Below are 17,166 nucleotides of genomic sequence, written 5' to 3'. Positions count from 1 at the left end.
GACACGGTTGCAGTCATGGGATGAGTATCGGCGGTATACCAAGGCGGTGTCAACCGTCCGGGCAGACGGTGCGTTCCGCGCACCGGTGGCGGTGGACCGGGCTCACGGAAGACGGGAGGCCCGTGGCGGTGTCGCCACGGGCCTCCCGTCGATCGTCGGTGACGTCGACTGCCTACTCGGCCAGACCGTAGAGGCGGTCGCCGGCGTCGCCGAGACCGGGCACGATGTACCCGTTCTCGTCGAGCTTCTCGTCGAGGGCACCGAGGACGATCGAGACGTTGCGGTCGCCGACGGCCTCTTCGACCATGGCGAGCCCCTCCGGCGCACCGAGGATGCACACGCAGGTGATCTCCTCGGCGCCGCGGGCGAACAGGAAGTCGATGGCGGCGGCGAGGGTGCCGCCGGTGGCCAGCATCGGGTCGAGCACGAAGCACTGTCGGCCGGACAGGTCGTCGGGCAGGCGCTCGGCGTAGGTCTGCGGCTCGAGCGTCTCCTCGTTGCGGGCCATGCCGAGGAACCCGACCTCGGCCGTCGGTACGAGCTTGACCATCCCCTCGAGCATGCCGAGGCCGGCACGCAGGATCGGGACGACGAGCGGACGCGGCTTGGCGATCGAGACGCCCATGGTGTGCGCCACGGGGGTGTCGATGGGCGTCGCGGTGACCCGGACGTTCCGCGTGGCCTCGTACGCGAGGAGCGTGACGAGCTCTTCGGTCAGGGCGCGGAACGTGGGGAGGGTGTGGTCCGGTCGCGGAGCACCGAGAGCTTGTGGGTGATGAGCGGGTGGTCGGCGACGTGGACTCGCATAGGGTCGAGCCTACCGTGCTGCCGACCACCTGGAGGTCCCGTGGAAGCGCCCGCTGCCCGCCCGTTCGTCCCGGCGATGGAGCGCGCGCTCGACGAGGCCCGGGCCTGCCTGGCGACCGGCGACGTGCCCGTGGGGGCGGTGGTGCTCGACCGCGACGGCGTGGTCGTCGCCGTCGGCCGGAACGAGCGCGAGGCGCTGCAGGACCCGACCGCCCACGCCGAGGTGCTCGCGCTCCGTGCGGCAGCCGCGGTCACGGGGGACTGGCACCTCGACGAGCACACGCTCGTCGTGACGCTCGAGCCGTGCCCGATGTGCGCCGGGGCGATCCTGGCCGCGCGCGTGCCGCGGGTCGTGTTCGGCGCGTGGGACCCGAAGGCGGGCGCGACCGGCAGCGTCTACGACATCGCCAGGGACCGCCGGCTGCCGCACCGCTCCGAGGTCGTCGGCGGCGTGCTCGAACGCGAGTGCGCCGCGCTGCTCGACGCGTTCTTCAGTCAGCGGCGAGGATGACGATCGCCTCGGTCGGCGGGCGCGGACCGGTGCGGAGCACGTCGGGCTCGACGTAGATGACCCGGGCGATCGGCACCGCGGAGCGCACCCGCTGCTCGACCGTGTCGATGCCCGCGGCGACGTCCCCCAGGCGGCGGTCGCCGTCGACGGCGACCTTCACGCCGACCATCAGCTCGTCCGGGCCCAGGTACAGGGTCTTGATGTGGATGATCGAGTCGACCTCCGGGCCGTCGAGCACCGCGTGCTTGATCCGCTCGACGTCGGCGGCGGTCGCACCCTCGCCGACGAGCAGGCTCTTCGTCTCGATGCCCAGGACGACGGCGACGGCGATGAGCAGGGCGGCGATGAAGATCGTGCCGATCGCGTCGAACACCCCGTTGCCGGTGATCGCGGTCAGTCCGACGCCGAAGAGTGCGAACACCAGGCCGAGCAGTGCCGCGGTGTCCTCGAGCATGACGACGGGGAGTTCCGGCGCCTTGGCGCGGCGGACGAACTGGACCCAGCTCTGGGAGCCCTTCTGCGGCCGGGCCTCCTTCAGGGCGGTGCGGAGCGAGAAGCCCTCGAGCCCGATCGCGATGACGAGCACGAGGAGCGGCAGCCACCAGTTCTCGAGCGGATGTGGGTGGGTGAGCTTCTCGATGCCCTCGTAGAGCGAGAAGACGCCGCCGACGGAGAACAGGATGATCGAGACGACGAAGGCGTACACGTAGCGCTCGCGGCCGTAGCCGAACGGGTGTTCCTCGTCGGCGGCACGGCGTGCCCGGCGACCGCCGAGCAGCAGGAGGAGCTGGTTCGCGGAGTCGGCCAGGGAGTGCACGCCCTCGGCCAGCATCGACGCGGACCCGCTGATCGCCGCCGCGACGAACTTCACGATCGCGATGCCGACGTTCGCACCGAGTGCGGCGAGGATCGCCTTCGTGCCTCCTGAAGCGCTCACAGCTGTCCCCTTCTCCGGATCTGGAAGACGATCCTAGGCGAGGCCGGTCGGTAGGGTCGGGAGCATGACGATCGACCTGCCCCGTACCGCCCTGCTCGGCGTCGGCTCCATGTCCGGCTCGGTCCTCGACGGCCTGCTCGCCGCCGGACTCGACCCGGCAACCGTGACCCTCACGACGAAGTCCGAGGCGTCGGCGGCCGCCCACCGGGAGCGCGGGCTCGACGCCACCGCGAGCGACACCGACCCCGGCGCGAACCGCGCGGCCGTCCGTGGTGCGGCACTCGTCGTCGTCGGCGTGAAGCCGTACATGATCGCGGACCTGCTCGACGAGGTCGCCGCCGAGCTGGAGCCCGGCGCGGTGCTGGTCAGCGTCGCGGTCGGCACCACCACCGCGAGCATGGAGTCGCGGGTGCCGGACGGGGTCCGCGTCGTCCGTGCGCTGCCGAACACGCCGATCGGCGTCGGCCACGGCGTCACGGGGATCAGCGCCGGGGCCTCGGCGGACGCCGATGCCGTCGCGCTCGCGTCGTCGGTGTTCACGGCGTCGGGACGGGTGATCGAGGTGCCCGAGGCGCAGCTCGACGCCCTGTCGGCGGTGTCCGGCTCGGGCCCCGCCTACGTCTTCCTGCTCGTCGAGGAGTGGCAGCGCGCTGCCGAAGCGCTCGGCTTCACCCCGGACCAGGCAGCCACGATGGTGCAGGGCACGCTCCGGGGCGCCGTCGAGCTGCTCGACCGGTCGGATCGCGGACCCGCCGACCTGCGGCGCGCCGTCACGAGCCCGAAGGGCACCACCGAGCGGGCAGTCGCGGTGCTGCAGGACGCCGACCTGGCCGACACGTTCCTGCGCGCGTCGCGCGCGGCGGTCGCGCGTGCGGAGGAGATCGCGGCGTCGTAGGCACGGCCGGCGCGGCAGGCTCGACCGACGCCGAGCGCGCTACTCGTAGGCGGCGAAGCGCTCCAGGTCCGTCTCGGACCCCGAGACGATGATCACGTCGTTCTCGCCGATGATGCTCTCCGGGGTCGCCGGCACGAACGGGCTGCCCGGCGGCTTGATGCCGAGCACCGTCAGACCGAACCGCGTGCGGATCACCGTGGTCGCGAGGTCCTTGCCGCGCACCGCCCGCGGCGGGAACATCTTCACCACCGCGAAGTCGTCGTCGAACTCGATGAAGTCGAGCATGCGCCCGGACACCAGGTGCGCCGTGCGCTCGCCGGCCTCGCGCTCCGGGTAGACGACGTGGTTCGCGCCGATGCGGGACAGGATCGTGCCGTGCGACCGGCTGATGGCCTTCGCCCAGATCTGCGGGATGCCGAGGTCGACCAGGTTCGCGGTGATCAGCACGCTCGACTCCAGGTCGCTGCCCGTGCCGACGACCGCGATCGCGAAGTCCTGCGCACCGATCTGGCGCAGCGCGTCGATGTCGGTCGCGTCGGCCTGCACGGCGTGCGTGACCCGGTCGGACCACTTCTGCACCAGGCCCGGGTCGGTGTCGACGACCAGAACCTCGCGGTCCTGGCGCTCGAGCTGACCGGCGGTGGCGGCGCCGAACCGGCCGAGGCCGATGACGAGCACGGGTGCGTCGTGACTGATCGCACCCATCGGGTGCGGGGGACGGGTTCGGTCAGCCAACGATCGGCCTCTCCTCGGGACGGCGGAACAGTTGCCGGCTCTGACTCGCGGCCAGGGCTGCGGCGATGGTCACTGTACCGACCCGGCCGAGGAACATGGTGGCGGCCAGGACGTACTTGCCGGACTCGGGCAGGTTCGCGGACACGCCGGAGGACAGCCCACTGGTCGAGAACGCCGAGATCACCTCGAACAGCACCCGGTCGAGCGAGTCGACGGTGATCTGCAGGAGCACAACGGTGGCGACCGCCACGATCGTCGCGCCCCAGAGCACGATGGCGACCGCGACCCGCAGCACGTCGCTCGGGATCCGGCGGCCGAACGCCTCCATGCTCTGGCGGCCGCGTGCCTCGGCGACCGCGGCGAGGAACAGCACGGCGAGGGTCGTGACCTTGATGCCGCCGGCGGTCGAGGCCGACCCACCGCCGATGAACATGAGCATGTCGGTGACGAGCAGGCTCGACCCGTTCAGCTGGTCGAAGTCGACGAGCGAGAAGCCGCCGGACCGGGTCATCGTCGACAGGAAGAGCGCCTGGAACGCGGTCCGGCCGGCTCCTTCTTCGCCGAAGGTCGTCGGGTTCGACGCCTCGAGCGCGGTGTAGACGATCGCACCGCCGACGAGCAGGACGGCGCTCGTGGCCAGCGTGAGCTTGACGTGGATGGGCCACCGGCGCGGGGTGCGCAGCTGCTTCGTCAGGGTGCGGATGACCGGGAAGCCGATCGACCCCGCGACGACACCGATCATCAGGAGCGTCAGGAACCAGTAGTCGTGGGCGAACGGGTCGAGGCCGTCCGCGTTCGGCGAGAAGCCGGTGTTCGTGAACGCCATGGCGGCGTAGTAGAAGGAGTCGCCGACCGCGGTCCAGAACGGGATGCCGGCGATCAGCACGGACGGCAGCAGCAGCAGGCCGAGGACGATCTCGATCGACAGGGTGCTCACCGCGACCGTGGCGAGCAGGGTGCCGACCTCGCCGAGGCGGACGGCCTGCCCCTCGGGGACGGCCCCGTGGTGGGTGCGGAGCGGGTTCGAGTCGCCGGCGGCCATCAGCTTCGCGCGGAGCCCGAGCTTGCGGGTCACGAAGAGCCCGAGGATCGACGCGAAGGTCAGGACGCCCACCGCGCCGATCTGCGTCCCGATCACCACGAGGACCTTGCCGAACACCGACCAGTGCGTGGCCATGTCGACGGTCGCGAGGCCCGTGACGCAGACCACCGAGGCCGCCGTGAACAGCGCGTCGGAGAAGTGCGTGCCGGTGCCGTCGGCCGCCGCCCACGGGGTCATGAACAGCGCCGTGAACACGAAGATGAGGGCGACGAACACCAGGATCGCCAGACGTGACGGCGACGAGCGCAGGACCGTCGCGATCCGTCCGCCCCGTCGTCGGGTGACGGTCACGTGCCGCGGGAGCGGCTCGGTACGGTCGAGCATCGTATGCCTCCGAGGACATGGGCCGGGACGGTTCGTCATGGTACATCCGTGGTGCCCCGGCTAGCCTTGCTCGCATGGCCGACATCTTCTCCGTCGTGGCGGACCCCACGAGGCGCGAGCTGCTCGGGACCCTCCTCGCCGCGTACGGATCGGACGTCACCGGCGGGGAACTCAGCGTCGGGCAGCTGGTGGAACGGCTGGGCGTCAGCCAGCCGACGGTGTCGAAGCACCTCCGGGTCCTGCGCGACATCGGACTCGTCACCAGCCGTGAAGAGGGGCAGCACCGCTTCTACCGGCTCGACCCGGAACCGCTCGTGTCGCTGGAGGACTGGGTCCTGCCGTTCACCGGGGCGGTCGACGCCGACGGCATGCCCGCGACCACGGCGTGGACCCCCGACGGTCAGCCCGTGTCCGTCCGCCGGAGCGGTGCGGCCGGCAAGACCACCGTCGAGGTCGGGACCGAGCTCGGGCGCGTCATGGCCGAGGCGTCCTACCGGGCCACCGCGGCGATCTCGGGCGCGCAGCAGGGCTGGGAGCGTGTCGTCGACCGCAGCCGCAAGCGCTTCACCCGCCGCGGCGACGAAGACTGAGCCTGGACACTGGGTCGCACGCGCCTCTACAGTTGCCAGTGACCACACAGGTCACACCAAACCCGTGCGCGGATCGCGTGCGAGCCACCGAAGGCGGATCATGACCGGCAGTTTCGACGACGTGCGCTTCCTCACCGTCGCTGAGGTCGCCGAGATGATGCGTGTCTCGAAGATGACCGTGTACCGCATGGTCCACGCCGGTGAGCTCCTCGCCATCCGTTTCGGCCGGTCCTTCCGTGTCCCCGAGTCAGCCGTCGCCGACGTGCTGCGCGGTGGCATCGCAGACGTCGGCTGAACGCACGCACGTCCGTTCCGGGCGCGTTCGACATCGCGTCAGCCCTCCGGTAGACTCGGCCGGGTTGATTTTCCGCGGTCTCGACGGCCCGGTGTCCGATACATCAGCACAGTCCGAGCGAGGTCCACATGGGTTCTGTCATCAAGAAGCGTCGCAAGCGCATGGCGAAGAAGAAGCACCGCAAGCTCCTTCGCAAGACGCGTCACCAGCGTCGCAACAAGAAGTAGATCGAGAGAGGTCTGCACGTGAAGCCCCGGTTCGCCGGGGCTTTTGCGTTCCCGGGCTACGCTGGAGCCATGCCCGCAGTGACGTTCCTGACGAAGCCCGGATGCCACCTCTGCGACGACGCACGGCCCGTGGTCGAACGCGTCGTCGCCGAACACCCTGGCGTGACCCTGCAGGAACGCTCGATCCTCGACGACGACGCCCTCCGCCAGGAGTACGCGGAGGACATCCCCGTCGTGCTGGTCGACGGGCGCGTCCACAGCAACTGGCACGTCGACGCCGACCGGCTCGCACGTGCCCTCGAGAAGGCCGGTTCCCCCGCATGATCTCCCACGTCGTCGCCTGGACCCTGCGCGAAGACCTCGACCGCGCCGCGACCATCGCCCGGATCCGCGAACTCCTCACCGGCCTGAGCGGCACCATCGGGTCGATCCGTTCGCTCGAGGTCGTCGAGAACGTCGCCTACCCGGAGAAGAACAGCGACGTCGCCGTCGTCGCGTCGTTCGACGACCTCGCCGGACTCGACGAGTACCAGGTGCACCCGGATCACCAGGCTGCCGCAGCCGAGATCCGTGGACTGGTCACGGGGCGGGCTGCCATCGACTGGCAGAGCTGAGCCGGGCCTCCGTCCCGCCCCGGCGCTGCGTGCGCTGCGTGCGCTGCGTGCGCTGCGTGCGCTGCGTGCGCAGAAATGGTCGCCTCCCACATCGGGAGGCGACCATTCCTGTTCACCAAGTGCGCTCGCGCGGGGAGACGCGTGACGTGACTACGGGGTCAGGCGCGTCGGTCCACGGAAGAGGTACGTGACCTCGCGGATGGACGGCTCACCCAGCATGAGCATCAGCACGCGCGCGAGGCCCATGCCGAACCCACCGTGCGGCGGTACGCCGTAGCGGAAGAAGTCGAGGTACCAGCCGAGCTCCTCGGGGTCGAGGCCCTTCTCGACGGCCTGCGCCTCGAGCACGTCGACGCGGTGCTCGCGCTGCGCGCCCGTGGAGATCTCCGCGCCGTTGAAGATGAGGTCGTAGCTGTTCGTGAGCGACGGGTCGCCCGGCTTGCGCATGTGGTAGTACGGCCGGATCGAGGCGTCGTACTCGGTGACGAACACGAACTCGGAACCGTGGTGCTCCTTCGCCCAGGCGGCGACGCGGCGCTCGCCCTCGGGGTCCAGGTCACCGTCGGCGCGGACGACGTCGTGTCCGCTGTCGGCCACGATCTTCCGGGCCTCGGCCAGGGTCACGCGGGGGAACGGCGTCGCGGGGACCTGCAGCTCGAAGCCGAAGACCTCCTCGATGTCCTTGCCGTACTTCTCCTTGACGGCGGTGATGCCGGCGACCAGGACCTCTTCGTGCATCGCCATGACGTCTTCGTGGGACTCGATCCACGAGAACTCGGCGTCGACGCTCGTGAACTCGGTCGCGTGGCGGCTCGTGAACGAGGGGTCCGCGCGGAACGCGTCGGCGATCTCGAACACGGCGCCGAAGCCGGCCGGCTGCGCCATCTGCTTGAAGTTCTGCGGCGACTGCGCCAGGTAGGCGGTCGTCTCGAAGTACTCGAGCTGGAAGAGTTCGGCGCGCGACTCGGACGCCGACGCCATCAGCTTCGGCGTGTGGATCTCGATGTAGTCGCGGTCCACCCAGTAGGTGCGGAACGCGTGCTCCAGCGTCGTCTGGATGCGGAAGATGAGGTTCTGCTTGCGGTTGCGCAGGTCGAGGAAGCGCCAGTCGAGCCGCTTGTCGAGCGACGAGTCGTCGGCGATCGGGGTCTCCGGGATCGCGGCGCTCACCACCTCGAGCGTGCCGACCTTGACCTCGAGCCCGCCGAGCTTGACGCGCTCGTCGTGCTTCAGGGTGCCGGTGGCGTGGATGAAGGTGCCGTGGGCGAGGGCCGAGATCTCGGTGGTGGTGGCGAGCGCGGCCTGGGCGGCGTCGTCACCGTCCTCGGCCTCGCGCGTGGCGGGGTTCACGAGCTGGACGGCGCCGGATTCGTCGCGGAGGACGACGAACTGCACCTTCTTCTGGTCTCGGACGGTCTCGACCCATCCGGCCACGGAGACGGGGCCGTCGGGGAGGGCAGCGAGGTCGGCGATGCGGGTGCGTTCGATCACGGTGGTCGAGTCTAACCGTCTGCGTCCGGCGGTGTCGGTCCGCAGGGTGTTCCCCTCCACAGGGCGGCCTGCGCTCGGCGTCGTCCACAGGTCTGACCGGGAGGCCCGTGGGGCGTCGCGTGGGTCCGTAGCGTTCTCGACGTGGCCGGGTCGCGGGACGAGAGGGGGACCGGGTGGGGACGGGGACGGGGAGCTCGCGACCTGGCCGCCTGCGGCGGTCGCGGTCGTGGCAGCAGCGCTGTGCACAGCGGCGTTCACGCTGCTCGCGGCGTTCGTCGGTGGGCTGTGGGCGGTCATCCGGTGGCGGCGGGACGTCGCGCGCGAGCAGCGGGACCGAGCTTGGTCGCGCTTCGTCTGGACGGTGGAGCAGACGTGCGCCGACGACATCGGTCGCGCCGAGCTCGGTCGCGCCAGCGCGAAAGCGATGTACGAAATGCAGATTCTTCGGGACGACGACGAGGCGGTGGGCAACATCGTGTTGGAACTCATCACGGGAAGAGAGGCAACGTGGACGAACACGGAGTGACGGAGCGTGATCCGGTGGTCGAGCTCTTGGAGCGTCGAGAGGCCGAGTGGCGAGAACGCATCAGGCGGAAGTACCGGTTCAGACCGAGGAAGGCGCGCCGTGTCATCTGGGAGCACGACGAGATCCGGCGTCGCTTGCGCGAATGGGACGCAGCCCATCACGAGCGCGCGCGGCTCCGCGCCGAGCGCGCGCGCCTGGGGGCCACCGCGGCGGTGGGCGCCGCACGGTCAGGGAGCGAAGCGCGGAGTGACCCCAGGGTGCCGATGAACTCCTCGGCCATGCCGGCGCGCTCGACGAGCTTGGCGTGCCGGGCCCGGGCGTCGTCGAGGTACTCGTCGAGGCGTGCAGCCAGCGCGGGCTCGTCGTCGGGGTCCTTCGCCGCCAGCGCATCGACGACCCGCAGCAGGTCCGCCATCTCGTCGAGCGTGAACCCGAGCGGCTTCATGCGGCGGATCACGAGCAGCCGGTCCAGGTCCTGCGCGGTGTAGACCCGGAACCCGCCCGTGGTGCGGCCGCTCGGCACGAGCAGCCCGACCTCGTCGTAGTGGCGGATCGTCCGCAGGGACATGCCGGCACGGTCCGCCAGCTCGCCGATGTGCATCGTGTCCGGGGTGTCGGTGGTGCTCACGGTGCACAACTCTACCCTCACGTGAGGGTAGAGTTCCCATCGATGTCCGTGATCACACACGCGCCGGCGGCCCCGAGCGTCCTCACCGCCCTCCGCTCACCCCGCATGCTGACCCGCGAACTCCTCGCCGGGGTCGTCACCGCGCTCGCGCTCATCCCCGAGGCGATCTCGTTCTCCGTCGTCGCCGGGGTCGACCCCGCGGTGGGCCTGTTCTCGAGCGTCGTCATCGCGGTCGTCATCTCGATCGTCGGCGGCCGTCCGGCGATGGTGTCCGCCGCCGCCGGTTCGGTGGCCCTGGTCATCGCGCCGCTCGTCCGCGAACACGGCATCGAGTACCTCGTGCCCGCGATCGTGCTCGGTGGCGTGTTCCAGCTCGTGCTCGGGTTCCTCGGGGTCGCGCGCCTGATGCGCTTCATCCCGCGCAGCGTCAACGTGGCGTTCGTCAACGCGCTGGCGATCCTCATCTTCACCGCGCAGCTGCCCAACCTGCTCGGCGACGACGTCCCGTTCGTCGTCTGGCCGCTCACCGCCCTCGGCATCGCGATCATCGTCGGCTTCCCGTTCCTGACCAAGGCGGTCCCGGCGCCGCTCGTCGCGGTCGTCGTGATCACCGGCATCACCATGCTCTTCAGCGTCGTCGTCCCCACGGTCGGCGACGAGGGCGAACTGCCCACCGCGCTGCCCGGGTTCACCGGCATCGTCACCCCGTTCTCCTTCGAGACGCTGCAGGTCATCGCGCCGTACGCGTTCGGCGTCGCGATCGTCGGCCTCATCGAGACCCTGTTGACCGCGCAACTCGTCGACTCCATCACCGAGACCGGCTCGAGCAAGTGGCGGGAGTCCTGGGGGCAGGGCATCGCGAACATCGCGTCGGCGTTCTTCGGCGGCACGGGTGGTTGCGCGATGATCGGCCAGACGGTCATCAACGTGAAGACCGCGGGCGCACGGACCCGGATCTCGACCTTCGTCGCCGGTGCATCCGTGCTCGTCCTGACGATCGTGCTGCACGACCTCGTCGCCCAGATCCCGATGGCCGCGCTGACCGCCGTGATGCTCATGGTGTGCGTGGCGACATTCGACTGGCACAGCATCCGTCCGCGCACCCTGCGGCGGATGCCGCTCGGCGAGACCGCGGTCATGCTGATCACCGTCGTCGTGGTCGTCGTGACCGAGAACCTCGCGACCGGGGTGCTCGTCGGGGTCGTCGTCGCGGCGCTGGTCTTCGCGCGCCGGGCGGCGCACGTCGTCACCGTCGTGCGCGAGCCGGTCGACGAGCACACCGTGCGGTACCGGGTGCGCGGCGCCCTCTTCTTCGCGTCGTCGAACGACCTCGTCACGCGGTTCTCCTACGCCGAGGACCCGGAGCACGTGGTCATCGACCTGTCCGACGCGCACGTCTTCGACGCCTCGACGGTCGCGGCCCTCGACGGGGTCGAGCAGCGGTTCGCCAAACACGGGTCCACGGTCGAGGTGGTGGGCCTCAACACCGGGTCGGTGGCCATCCACGGGCGGTTGTCGGGCGAGCTCGGCTGAGCGCTTCCGCATCCGGTGAATCGGCTGTGGGGCCGGTGAGCACCGACGGGCGACCTACACTGGAACCCATGCCCGCCACCCGACTCCACCTCGTCCGGCACGGCGAGGTGCACAACCCCGACCGCGTCCTGTACGGGCGGCTCCCGGGCTTCGGACTGAGCGACCTCGGCAAGCAGATGGCCCTCGCCTCGGCGACCGCGTGGAAGGACGCCGGTGTCGACGTGCGCCGGATCGTCGCCTCGCCGCTGCAGCGCACGCAAGAGTCCGCGGCGCCGTGGTCGGCCGCGTACGGGCTCGACGTCACGCTGGACGAGCGCCTCATCGAGCCGACGAACCGGTACGAGGGGCAGCCCCCGGGTTTCACGAAGCGTTCGCTCGGCCGTCCGGCGGAGTGGCCCTGGATCGCGAACCCCTTCCGGCCGAGCTGGGGCGAGGCGTACGAGTCGATCGCGAACCGCATGCTCGCCGCGATGACCACGGCGTGGGAGAGCGTGGACGGCGGCGACGTCGTCCTGGTCAGCCACCAGCTGCCGATCTGGACGGTCCACCGCAAGCTCGCGGGAGAGTCGCTCTGGCACGACCCACGCAAGCGCCGCTGCGACCTGTCGAGCATCACGACCGTCGAACGGGTGCCCGCCACGTCGACCGGTCGGTTCACCGAGGTCGGGTACACGGATCCCGCGCAGGAGCTGCGCGCGACCGCCATCGACGAAGGAGCAGTGTGAGCGTCATCAGCAAGCGGTTCGCGGTCCTCGCAGCGACGGCGGTCGCCGCGGCGCTCGTCCTGTCCGGGTGCTCGTCGGACAACGGTGGCCTCGCCAAGCAGTACGGCAACGGCACCACCCAGAACTACATCTCCGGCGACGGCGCGGTGACCGAGGTCACCGCCGACAAGCGGTCCGACGCGGTCGACTTCGAGGCGAAGGACTCCGACGGCGACACCGTCTCGTCGAAGGACCTCAAGGGCAAGGTCGTCGTCCTGAACTTCTGGTACGCGAGCTGCCCGCCGTGCCGCGCCGAGGCGAAGTACCTCAACGAGGTGCACGAGTCCTACGCCGATGCCGACGACGTCGCGTTCATCGGCGTCAACGTCCGCGACGAGGCAGCGACCGCAGCAGCCTTCGAGCGCACCTTCGGCGTCGACTACCCGACCGTCCTCGACCAGAAGACCGGCACGATGCAGCTCGCCCTGTCCGGTCAGATCGCCCCGAACGCCGTGCCGGCCACGATCGTCCTCGACACCAAGGGCCGCGTGGCTGCCCGGGTGCTCGGTGCCGTCGACGGCACGAGCATCCTGAAGACCCTGATCAGCGACGAAGTCGACGCCGGCAAGGCCTCCTGACCCGTGGCCTCCAACCCCTTCGCCGAGGCGATCCTCAGCGGCCAGATGGCCGTCGCGCTGCCCGTGGCGGCGCTCGCGGGGCTCGTCTCGTTCCTGTCGCCCTGCGTGCTCCCGCTCGTGCCCGGGTACCTCGGGTACGTCGGTGGGATCGCCGAGGGTGGGCAGCGCCGTGGGCGGGTCGTGCTCGGCGTGCTCCTGTTCATCCTCGGCTTCACGGCGGTCTTCGTCGCGTACACGACGGTGTTCGGTGCGCTCGGGTTCTGGCTCGTACGGTGGCGCGACCTCATCACGCAGATCCTGGGCGTCGTCGTCATCGCGATGGGGCTGGTGTTCGTCGGCCGGTTCACGTTCATGCAACGCACCATCAAGCCGAGTTGGACGCCCGCGACCGGACTCGTCGGCGCCCCGCTGCTCGGCATCGTGTTCGGCCTCGGTTGGACCCCGTGCCTCGGTCCGACCCTCGCCGCCATCAACCTGCTCAGCGTGCAGTCGGGCAGTGCCTGGCAGGGCATGTGGCTCGGCGTCGCGTACTGCCTGGGCCTCGGCATCCCGTTCGTCCTCGTCGCCCTCGGGGCCGGCTGGGCGACCGGTGCGATCCGCGCCGTGAAGCGCCACATGCGCACCGTCAACATCATCGGAGGAGCGATCCTGATCGTCATCGGTCTGCTCATGGTCACCGGAATCTGGTCGGCCGTCATGTCGAGCGTCGGGGCGGTGATCCAGAGCTTTGTCCCCGCGGTCTGATCCCGAAACCGAAGCGACGGGCGCCGACACCGCGTCGGACCCGCAGCGACCGTCCGACCACGTCGACGGCTCCGGACCCGGCGAAGCCGGCATCAACCAGCCGAAGCTCGGTTTCGTCGGCACCCTCCGGTTCTTCTGGCGACAGCTCACGAGCATGCGCACCGCGCTGTTCCTGCTCATGCTGCTCGCCCTCGCGGCGATCCCGGGCTCGCTCGTGCCGCAGCGCACCGCCGACCCGAACGGCGTCGTCCAGTACAAGGCCGACCACGCGACGCTCTACCCGATCCTCGACAAGCTGCAGGTCTTCGACACCTACACCTCGGTGTGGTTCTCGGCGATCTACCTGCTGCTGTTCGTCTCCCTGATCGGCTGCATCGTGCCGCGCACGAAGCACCACTGGCAGGCGCTCCGCACCCGTCCGCCCCGCACCCCCGTCCGCCTGACGCGACTGGCGGGCTTCCGCACCGTGGCGGTGCAGCCCGACGCGATGATCGACGGCACCACCGGGATCGACGCGGCCACGGGCCTCCCGTCCAGCGAGCACGCGGTGACGCGCGCGATGGCGATCCTGAAGCGCTCCGGGTACCGCGTCGAGCGCTTCGGCGACTCGGTGAGCGCGGAGCGCGGCTACCTGCGCGAGACCGGCAACCTGGTGTTCCACGCGGCGCTCGTGGGCGTCCTGCTGGCCGTCGGTGTCGGCGGCGGGTTCGGGTTCACCGGTCAGCGGCTGCTGGTCGAGGGGCAGACGTTCTCGAACGTCCTCGGCTCCTACGACTCGTTCAACCCAGGTCGCTGGTTCCAGCAGACCGACCTCAAGGGCTACAACCTGACGCTCGACAAGTTCGTCACGAAGTACGAGGAGCGCAACCTCGACGCCCTCGGCCAGGCGCTCGACTACTCGGCGACCGTGACGAGCAAGGAGAAGGGCGGCGAGTCGACGACCAGCCGCCTGGGCGTGAACGACCCGCTGCACGTGGGCGGCACCAACGTCTACCTGCTCGGCAACGGCTACGCGATGAACGTCACGGTGCGCGACGGCGAGGGCAACGTGGCGTTCCAGGACGTCGTGCCGTTCCTGCCCGAGGACGCCAACTACACGTCCACGGGTGTCATCAAGGTGCCGGACGCGCTGCCGGACCAGCTCGGCATGGTCGGGTTCTTCTACCCGACGGCGTCGAAGCTCGCTTCCGGCGCGTACACGAGCGCCTACCCGGACACGCAGAACCCGCTGCTGACGCTGCAGGTCTACACCGGTGACCTCGGGCTCGACAGCGGCGTGCCGCAGAGCGTCTACACGCTCGACACCAAGGGGCTCACGCAGATCGCCGGCCGTCAGTCCGACACGGCGAGCATCGCGCTCGAGCCCGGGCAGACCAAGAAGCTGCCGAACGGTGCGGGGTCGATCACCTTCGACGGCGTCAAGCGCTACGTGTCGCTCGACGTGCACCACGACCCGTCGCAGGCGTGGGTCGCCGGCTTCGCGCTGCTCTCCACCCTCGGGCTGCTCACGTCGCTCTTCGTCCCGCGCCGACGCGTGTGGGTGAAGGTCGTGCCCCGGAAGGGCGCAGCGAACGGCGAGTACGACCTGGAGTACGCGGGTCTCGCCCGTGGCGAGGACCCCAACCTCGAGCGGGCCGTCGGGGACATCGCACAACGCCACACGTCGGACCTCGGAGTTAGGATGCCCCAGTGAACGACATGACCACGAACCTCGCGACCTACTCGGTCGTGCTGACGTACTCCGCGATGGCGGTCTACGTCATCGCGTTCATCTCGTTCGCGCTGGACATGGCGAAACGCTCCGGCGAGGTGACAGCGGCGGCGAAGAAGACGGGTGCGGACTCGGACGACGCAGCGGCGACGGGGTCCGTGGACGCGGCGCGCTCGGTGAAGACCGTCGCCACCGTCCGGGGCGGCACCGTCGTGCTCGAGCCGGTCGCGGCACCTCCGGCGAACGCCGGCGGCTCCGCCGGGCGGGGCACGAAGTTCGAGCGCGTCGGCATGGCCATGACGGTCCTCGCCCTGGTGCTGCACATCGGCTCCGTGGTCCTGCGCGGCATCGCGGCCGACCGGGTGCCGTGGGGCAACATGTTCGAGTTCTCGCTCACCGGCACGGCGCTCATCACGCTCATCTTCCTGCTCGTGCAGTTCTGGCAGAACCTGAAGTTCCTCGGTGTCTTCATCACCGGGCTGACGATCATCCTGCTCGGCATCGCGACGGTGAACTACTGGGTCCCCGTCGTCCCGCTGCAGCCGGCGCTGCAGTCGTACTGGCTCGTCATCCACGTCTTCGTGGCGATCGCCGGCACCGGGTTCTTCGCACTCGGTGCAGGACTCGCGGTGGCGCAGCTCGTGCAGACGTACCGCCAGGGCCGGACCGCGTCGGGCAAGCTCCGCTTCATGGCGACCCTGCCGGACGCCGACCGCCTCGAGGTCCTGACCTACCGCGTCCTGCTCGTCGGCTTCGTCCTCTGGACCTTCACCCTGATCGCCGGTGCGGTCTGGGCGGAGCGTGCCTGGGGTCGGTACTGGGGCTGGGACACCAAGGAGGTCTGGACCTTCATCATCTGGGTCGTCTACGCCGGGTACATCCACGCCCGTGCGACGCGCGGCTGGCGCGGTGCGCGGTCGTCGTGGCTGGCGCTCATCGGCTTCGCTGCCGTGATGTTCAACTTCTCGGTCGTGAACGTCTTCTTCAAGGGCCTGCACAGCTACTCGGGTCTGTGAGCGACGCGCGTCACTGACGCGACCCTGGTCGCGACCAGGACCGCACGGGAGGCACGGTGCCAGTTGGCACCGTGCCTCCCGTCCGCCGTCCGGTCGCGTGCAGGGCCAGGAAGACGGGTCTACGCGGCGGACAGTACGGCGTGCACCCGCGCCACCCGCGCGAGCCACCACGCCGTGCGCTCCGGCGACGCCGCGTTCCGGTCCAGCAGGCCCGCCGACACCGTGGCGCGGCGCACCGGGACGCGACCCCCGACCGGCAGCAGTGGGTCCGCGGTGACGTCGGACGCGAACATCGCAGCGGTCCCGAGCCCGGCGGCGTACCCCGGGGACATCGCGGCCGCGGCGAGGAACGCCCCCATGCCGAGCCCCACCGAAGTGTCGAGCGCGCTGGAGACCACGCACGGCAACCCGGCCTCGGCGATGACGGCGCGTGCCGCGGTGACGCCTCCGAGGGGTTGTGCCTTGACGACGAGGACGTCGGCCGCTCCGGCCCGCGCGACGGCGAGCGGGTCCGCGGCCTTGCGGACGCTCTCGTCCGCGGCGATGCGTACGCCGAGGCCGTCGATCCGAGACCGCAGCGCGGCGAGCTCCGGCACGGTCCGGCAGGGCTGCTCGGCGTACTGCAGGTCGAAGGGGGCGAGGCGTTCGAGTGCCTCGGTGGCCTGGTCGACGGTCCAGAGCCCGTTGGCGTCCACCCGGACGGCGGCCGCGGGGCCCATCACCCGTCGGACCTCGGCGACCCGGGCGACGTCGTCGTCGATGGTCGTGCCGGGTTCGGCGACCTTGACCTTGGCGGTGGTGCACCCGGGGTAGCGCGCGAGCAGTGCGGCGACCTGGTCCGGGGCGATCGCCGGCACGGTGGCGTTCACGGGCACCGAGTCCGCGGCGGCCTCCTGCGTGGTCCAGCCGAAGTCGATGGCGCCCCGGAGCCACGCGGCGGCCTCGGTGTCGTCGTACTCGACGAAGGGCGAGAACTCGGTCCACCCGGAGGGACCGCGGAGGACGAGCGCCTCGCGCGTGGTGATGCCGCGGAACCGCACCCGCATGGGCAGGGCGACCACGTGCGCGTCGGCGGTGAGTTCGGCGAGGTCGGGGAGCACGTCGGCCATCCTCCCACCGCACCCAGGGCACCTGCCGG

General features: G+C 70.4%; 19 protein-coding genes and 2 pseudogenes. 14 read left to right on the top strand and 7 right to left on the bottom strand.

Annotation, left to right across the window (positions count from 1 at the left end):
* Positions 1–172: 172 nt before the first annotated feature.
* Positions 173–807: pseudogene (gene upp / locus JN350_RS16015) on the bottom strand (uracil phosphoribosyltransferase).
* Positions 808–883: 76 nt separating this feature from the next.
* Between upp and JN350_RS16010 the strand changes: the two are divergent.
* Positions 884–1,318, top strand: coding sequence for a nucleoside deaminase (locus JN350_RS16010; RefSeq protein WP_123938773.1), 435 nt, complete (start codon positions 884–886; stop codon positions 1,316–1,318).
* Here the strand turns inward: JN350_RS16010 and JN350_RS16005 are convergent.
* Positions 1,299–2,255, bottom strand: coding sequence for a cation diffusion facilitator family transporter (locus tag JN350_RS16005; RefSeq protein WP_205462801.1), 957 nt, complete (start codon positions 2,253–2,255; stop codon positions 1,299–1,301). The genes JN350_RS16010 and JN350_RS16005 overlap by 20 nt on opposite strands.
* A gap of 64 nt (positions 2,256–2,319) precedes the next feature.
* Between JN350_RS16005 and proC the strand changes: the two genes are divergently transcribed.
* Positions 2,320–3,150 (top strand): pyrroline-5-carboxylate reductase, encoded by an 831-nt coding sequence (gene proC / locus JN350_RS16000; protein ID WP_205462800.1) that lies wholly within the window; start codon positions 2,320–2,322, stop codon positions 3,148–3,150.
* A 39-nt stretch (positions 3,151–3,189) separates the two neighbouring features.
* Here proC and JN350_RS15995 read toward each other — a convergent pair whose 3' ends face one another.
* The gene (locus JN350_RS15995) at positions 3,190–3,855 is read right to left on the bottom strand and encodes a potassium channel family protein (RefSeq protein WP_111084290.1); all 666 of its coding nucleotides are present in this window, start codon (positions 3,853–3,855) and stop codon (positions 3,190–3,192) included.
* Between the two features lie 22 nt (positions 3,856–3,877).
* The gene (locus tag JN350_RS15990) at positions 3,878–5,311 is read right to left on the bottom strand and encodes a TrkH family potassium uptake protein (RefSeq protein WP_205462799.1); all 1,434 of its coding nucleotides are present in this window, start codon (positions 5,309–5,311) and stop codon (positions 3,878–3,880) included.
* A gap of 74 nt (positions 5,312–5,385) precedes the next feature.
* Here JN350_RS15990 and JN350_RS15985 point away from each other — a divergent pair, with 74 nt between their 5' ends.
* From JN350_RS15985 to JN350_RS15965, 5 genes are all read left to right on the top strand, one after another.
* Positions 5,386–5,901: an ArsR/SmtB family transcription factor gene (locus JN350_RS15985; RefSeq protein ID WP_111084288.1), complete on the top strand. Its 516-nt coding sequence runs from the start codon at positions 5,386–5,388 to the stop codon at positions 5,899–5,901.
* 100 nt (positions 5,902–6,001) lie between these two features.
* Positions 6,002–6,196: a helix-turn-helix domain-containing protein gene (locus tag JN350_RS15980; RefSeq protein ID WP_205462798.1), complete on the top strand. Its 195-nt coding sequence runs from the start codon at positions 6,002–6,004 to the stop codon at positions 6,194–6,196.
* A 128-nt stretch (positions 6,197–6,324) separates the two neighbouring features.
* A complete protein-coding gene (locus tag JN350_RS15975; protein WP_003792170.1) occupies positions 6,325–6,423 on the top strand; it encodes a 30S ribosomal protein bS22 in 99 nt (32 codons plus the stop codon).
* 69 nt (positions 6,424–6,492) lie between these two features.
* Positions 6,493–6,747 carry a glutaredoxin family protein gene (locus JN350_RS15970; protein WP_123338836.1) on the top strand — a complete coding sequence of 85 codons (255 nt, stop codon included), beginning with the start codon at positions 6,493–6,495 and terminating at the stop codon, positions 6,745–6,747.
* Positions 6,744–7,037, top strand: coding sequence for a Dabb family protein (locus tag JN350_RS15965; RefSeq protein ID WP_205462797.1), 294 nt, complete (start codon positions 6,744–6,746; stop codon positions 7,035–7,037). Before JN350_RS15970 ends, JN350_RS15965 begins: the two co-directional genes overlap by 4 nt.
* 150 nt (positions 7,038–7,187) lie before the next feature.
* On the opposite strand, the gene aspS is transcribed toward JN350_RS15965, so the two are convergent.
* The gene (gene aspS, locus JN350_RS15960; protein WP_123292088.1) at positions 7,188–8,528 is read right to left on the bottom strand and encodes an aspartate--tRNA(Asn) ligase; all 1,341 of its coding nucleotides are present in this window, start codon (positions 8,526–8,528) and stop codon (positions 7,188–7,190) included.
* A 226-nt stretch (positions 8,529–8,754) separates the two neighbouring features.
* On the opposite strand from aspS, the gene JN350_RS15955 reads away from it, so the two are divergent.
* Positions 8,755–9,054, top strand: coding sequence for a hypothetical protein (locus JN350_RS15955; protein WP_205462796.1), 300 nt, complete (start codon positions 8,755–8,757; stop codon positions 9,052–9,054).
* 253 nt (positions 9,055–9,307) lie between these two features.
* Here the strand turns inward: JN350_RS15955 and JN350_RS15950 are convergent.
* Positions 9,308–9,655, bottom strand: a pseudogene (locus JN350_RS15950) (MerR family transcriptional regulator); the annotation flags it as partial.
* A 69-nt stretch (positions 9,656–9,724) separates the two neighbouring features.
* Here JN350_RS15950 and JN350_RS15945 point away from each other — a divergent pair.
* From JN350_RS15945 to ccsB, 6 genes are all read left to right on the top strand, one after another.
* Positions 9,725–11,215: a SulP family inorganic anion transporter gene (locus JN350_RS15945; RefSeq protein ID WP_205462795.1), complete on the top strand. Its 1,491-nt coding sequence runs from the start codon at positions 9,725–9,727 to the stop codon at positions 11,213–11,215.
* A gap of 68 nt (positions 11,216–11,283) precedes the next feature.
* Positions 11,284–11,940: a histidine phosphatase family protein gene (locus tag JN350_RS15940; protein WP_123292091.1), complete on the top strand. Its 657-nt coding sequence runs from the start codon at positions 11,284–11,286 to the stop codon at positions 11,938–11,940.
* Positions 11,937–12,557: a TlpA family protein disulfide reductase gene (locus tag JN350_RS15935; RefSeq protein WP_173169313.1), complete on the top strand. Its 621-nt coding sequence runs from the start codon at positions 11,937–11,939 to the stop codon at positions 12,555–12,557. Before JN350_RS15940 ends, JN350_RS15935 begins: the two co-directional genes overlap by 4 nt.
* 45 nt (positions 12,558–12,602) lie before the next feature.
* Complete coding sequence (locus JN350_RS15930; protein WP_123292336.1) at positions 12,603–13,301, top strand: cytochrome c biogenesis CcdA family protein; 699 nt, start codon at positions 12,603–12,605, stop codon at positions 13,299–13,301.
* Entirely contained in the window at positions 13,285–14,994 is a 1,710-nt protein-coding gene (resB, locus tag JN350_RS15925; RefSeq protein WP_240347363.1) for a cytochrome c biogenesis protein ResB, read from the top strand. Before JN350_RS15930 ends, resB begins: the two co-directional genes overlap by 17 nt.
* A 5-nt stretch (positions 14,995–14,999) precedes the next feature.
* A complete protein-coding gene (ccsB, locus tag JN350_RS15920) occupies positions 15,000–16,028 on the top strand; it encodes a c-type cytochrome biogenesis protein CcsB (RefSeq protein WP_205464483.1) in 1,029 nt (342 codons plus the stop codon).
* Between the two features lie 119 nt (positions 16,029–16,147).
* On the opposite strand, the gene JN350_RS15915 is transcribed toward ccsB, so the two are convergent.
* On the bottom strand, positions 16,148–17,137 hold the full coding sequence (locus JN350_RS15915; RefSeq protein WP_205462794.1) for an o-succinylbenzoate synthase: 990 nt from the start codon (positions 17,135–17,137) through the stop codon (positions 16,148–16,150).
* Positions 17,138–17,166: the final 29 nt, after the last annotated feature.

Origin of the sequence: Curtobacterium sp. 24E2 (assembly GCF_016925595.1) — a bacterium.
In the GTDB taxonomy this organism is placed as follows: domain Bacteria; phylum Actinomycetota; class Actinomycetes; order Actinomycetales; family Microbacteriaceae; genus Curtobacterium.
The sequence above is the reverse complement of the archived record's forward strand: the minus strand, read 5'-3'. Positions and strand labels throughout refer to the sequence as shown.

Bases quoted from the DNA above. Each gene is read 5' to 3' on its own strand.
- JN350_RS15995 (WP_111084290.1), bottom strand. From the start codon at position 3,855: ATGGGTGCGATCAGTCACGACGCACCCGTGCTCGTCATCGGCCTCGGC.
- JN350_RS15985 (WP_111084288.1), top strand. From the start codon at position 5,386: ATGGCCGACATCTTCTCCGTCGTGGCGGACCCCACGAGGCGCGAGCTG.
- JN350_RS15970 (WP_123338836.1), top strand. From the start codon at position 6,493: ATGCCCGCAGTGACGTTCCTGACGAAGCCCGGATGCCACCTCTGCGAC.
- JN350_RS16010 (WP_123938773.1), top strand. From the start codon at position 884: ATGGAGCGCGCGCTCGACGAGGCCCGGGCCTGCCTGGCGACCGGCGAC.
- JN350_RS15990 (WP_205462799.1), bottom strand. From the start codon at position 5,311: ATGCTCGACCGTACCGAGCCGCTCCCGCGGCACGTGACCGTCACCCGA.
- proC (WP_205462800.1), top strand. From the start codon at position 2,320: ATGACGATCGACCTGCCCCGTACCGCCCTGCTCGGCGTCGGCTCCATG.
- JN350_RS15980 (WP_205462798.1), top strand. From the start codon at position 6,002: ATGACCGGCAGTTTCGACGACGTGCGCTTCCTCACCGTCGCTGAGGTC.
- JN350_RS15965 (WP_205462797.1), top strand. From the start codon at position 6,744: ATGATCTCCCACGTCGTCGCCTGGACCCTGCGCGAAGACCTCGACCGC.
- ccsB (WP_205464483.1), top strand. From the start codon at position 15,000: ATGACCACGAACCTCGCGACCTACTCGGTCGTGCTGACGTACTCCGCG.
- JN350_RS15930 (WP_123292336.1), top strand. From the start codon at position 12,603: ATGGCCGTCGCGCTGCCCGTGGCGGCGCTCGCGGGGCTCGTCTCGTTC.
- JN350_RS15915 (WP_205462794.1), bottom strand. From the start codon at position 17,137: ATGGCCGACGTGCTCCCCGACCTCGCCGAACTCACCGCCGACGCGCAC.
- JN350_RS15975 (WP_003792170.1), top strand. From the start codon at position 6,325: ATGGGTTCTGTCATCAAGAAGCGTCGCAAGCGCATGGCGAAGAAGAAG.
- JN350_RS15945 (WP_205462795.1), top strand. From the start codon at position 9,725: ATGTCCGTGATCACACACGCGCCGGCGGCCCCGAGCGTCCTCACCGCC.
- JN350_RS15940 (WP_123292091.1), top strand. From the start codon at position 11,284: ATGCCCGCCACCCGACTCCACCTCGTCCGGCACGGCGAGGTGCACAAC.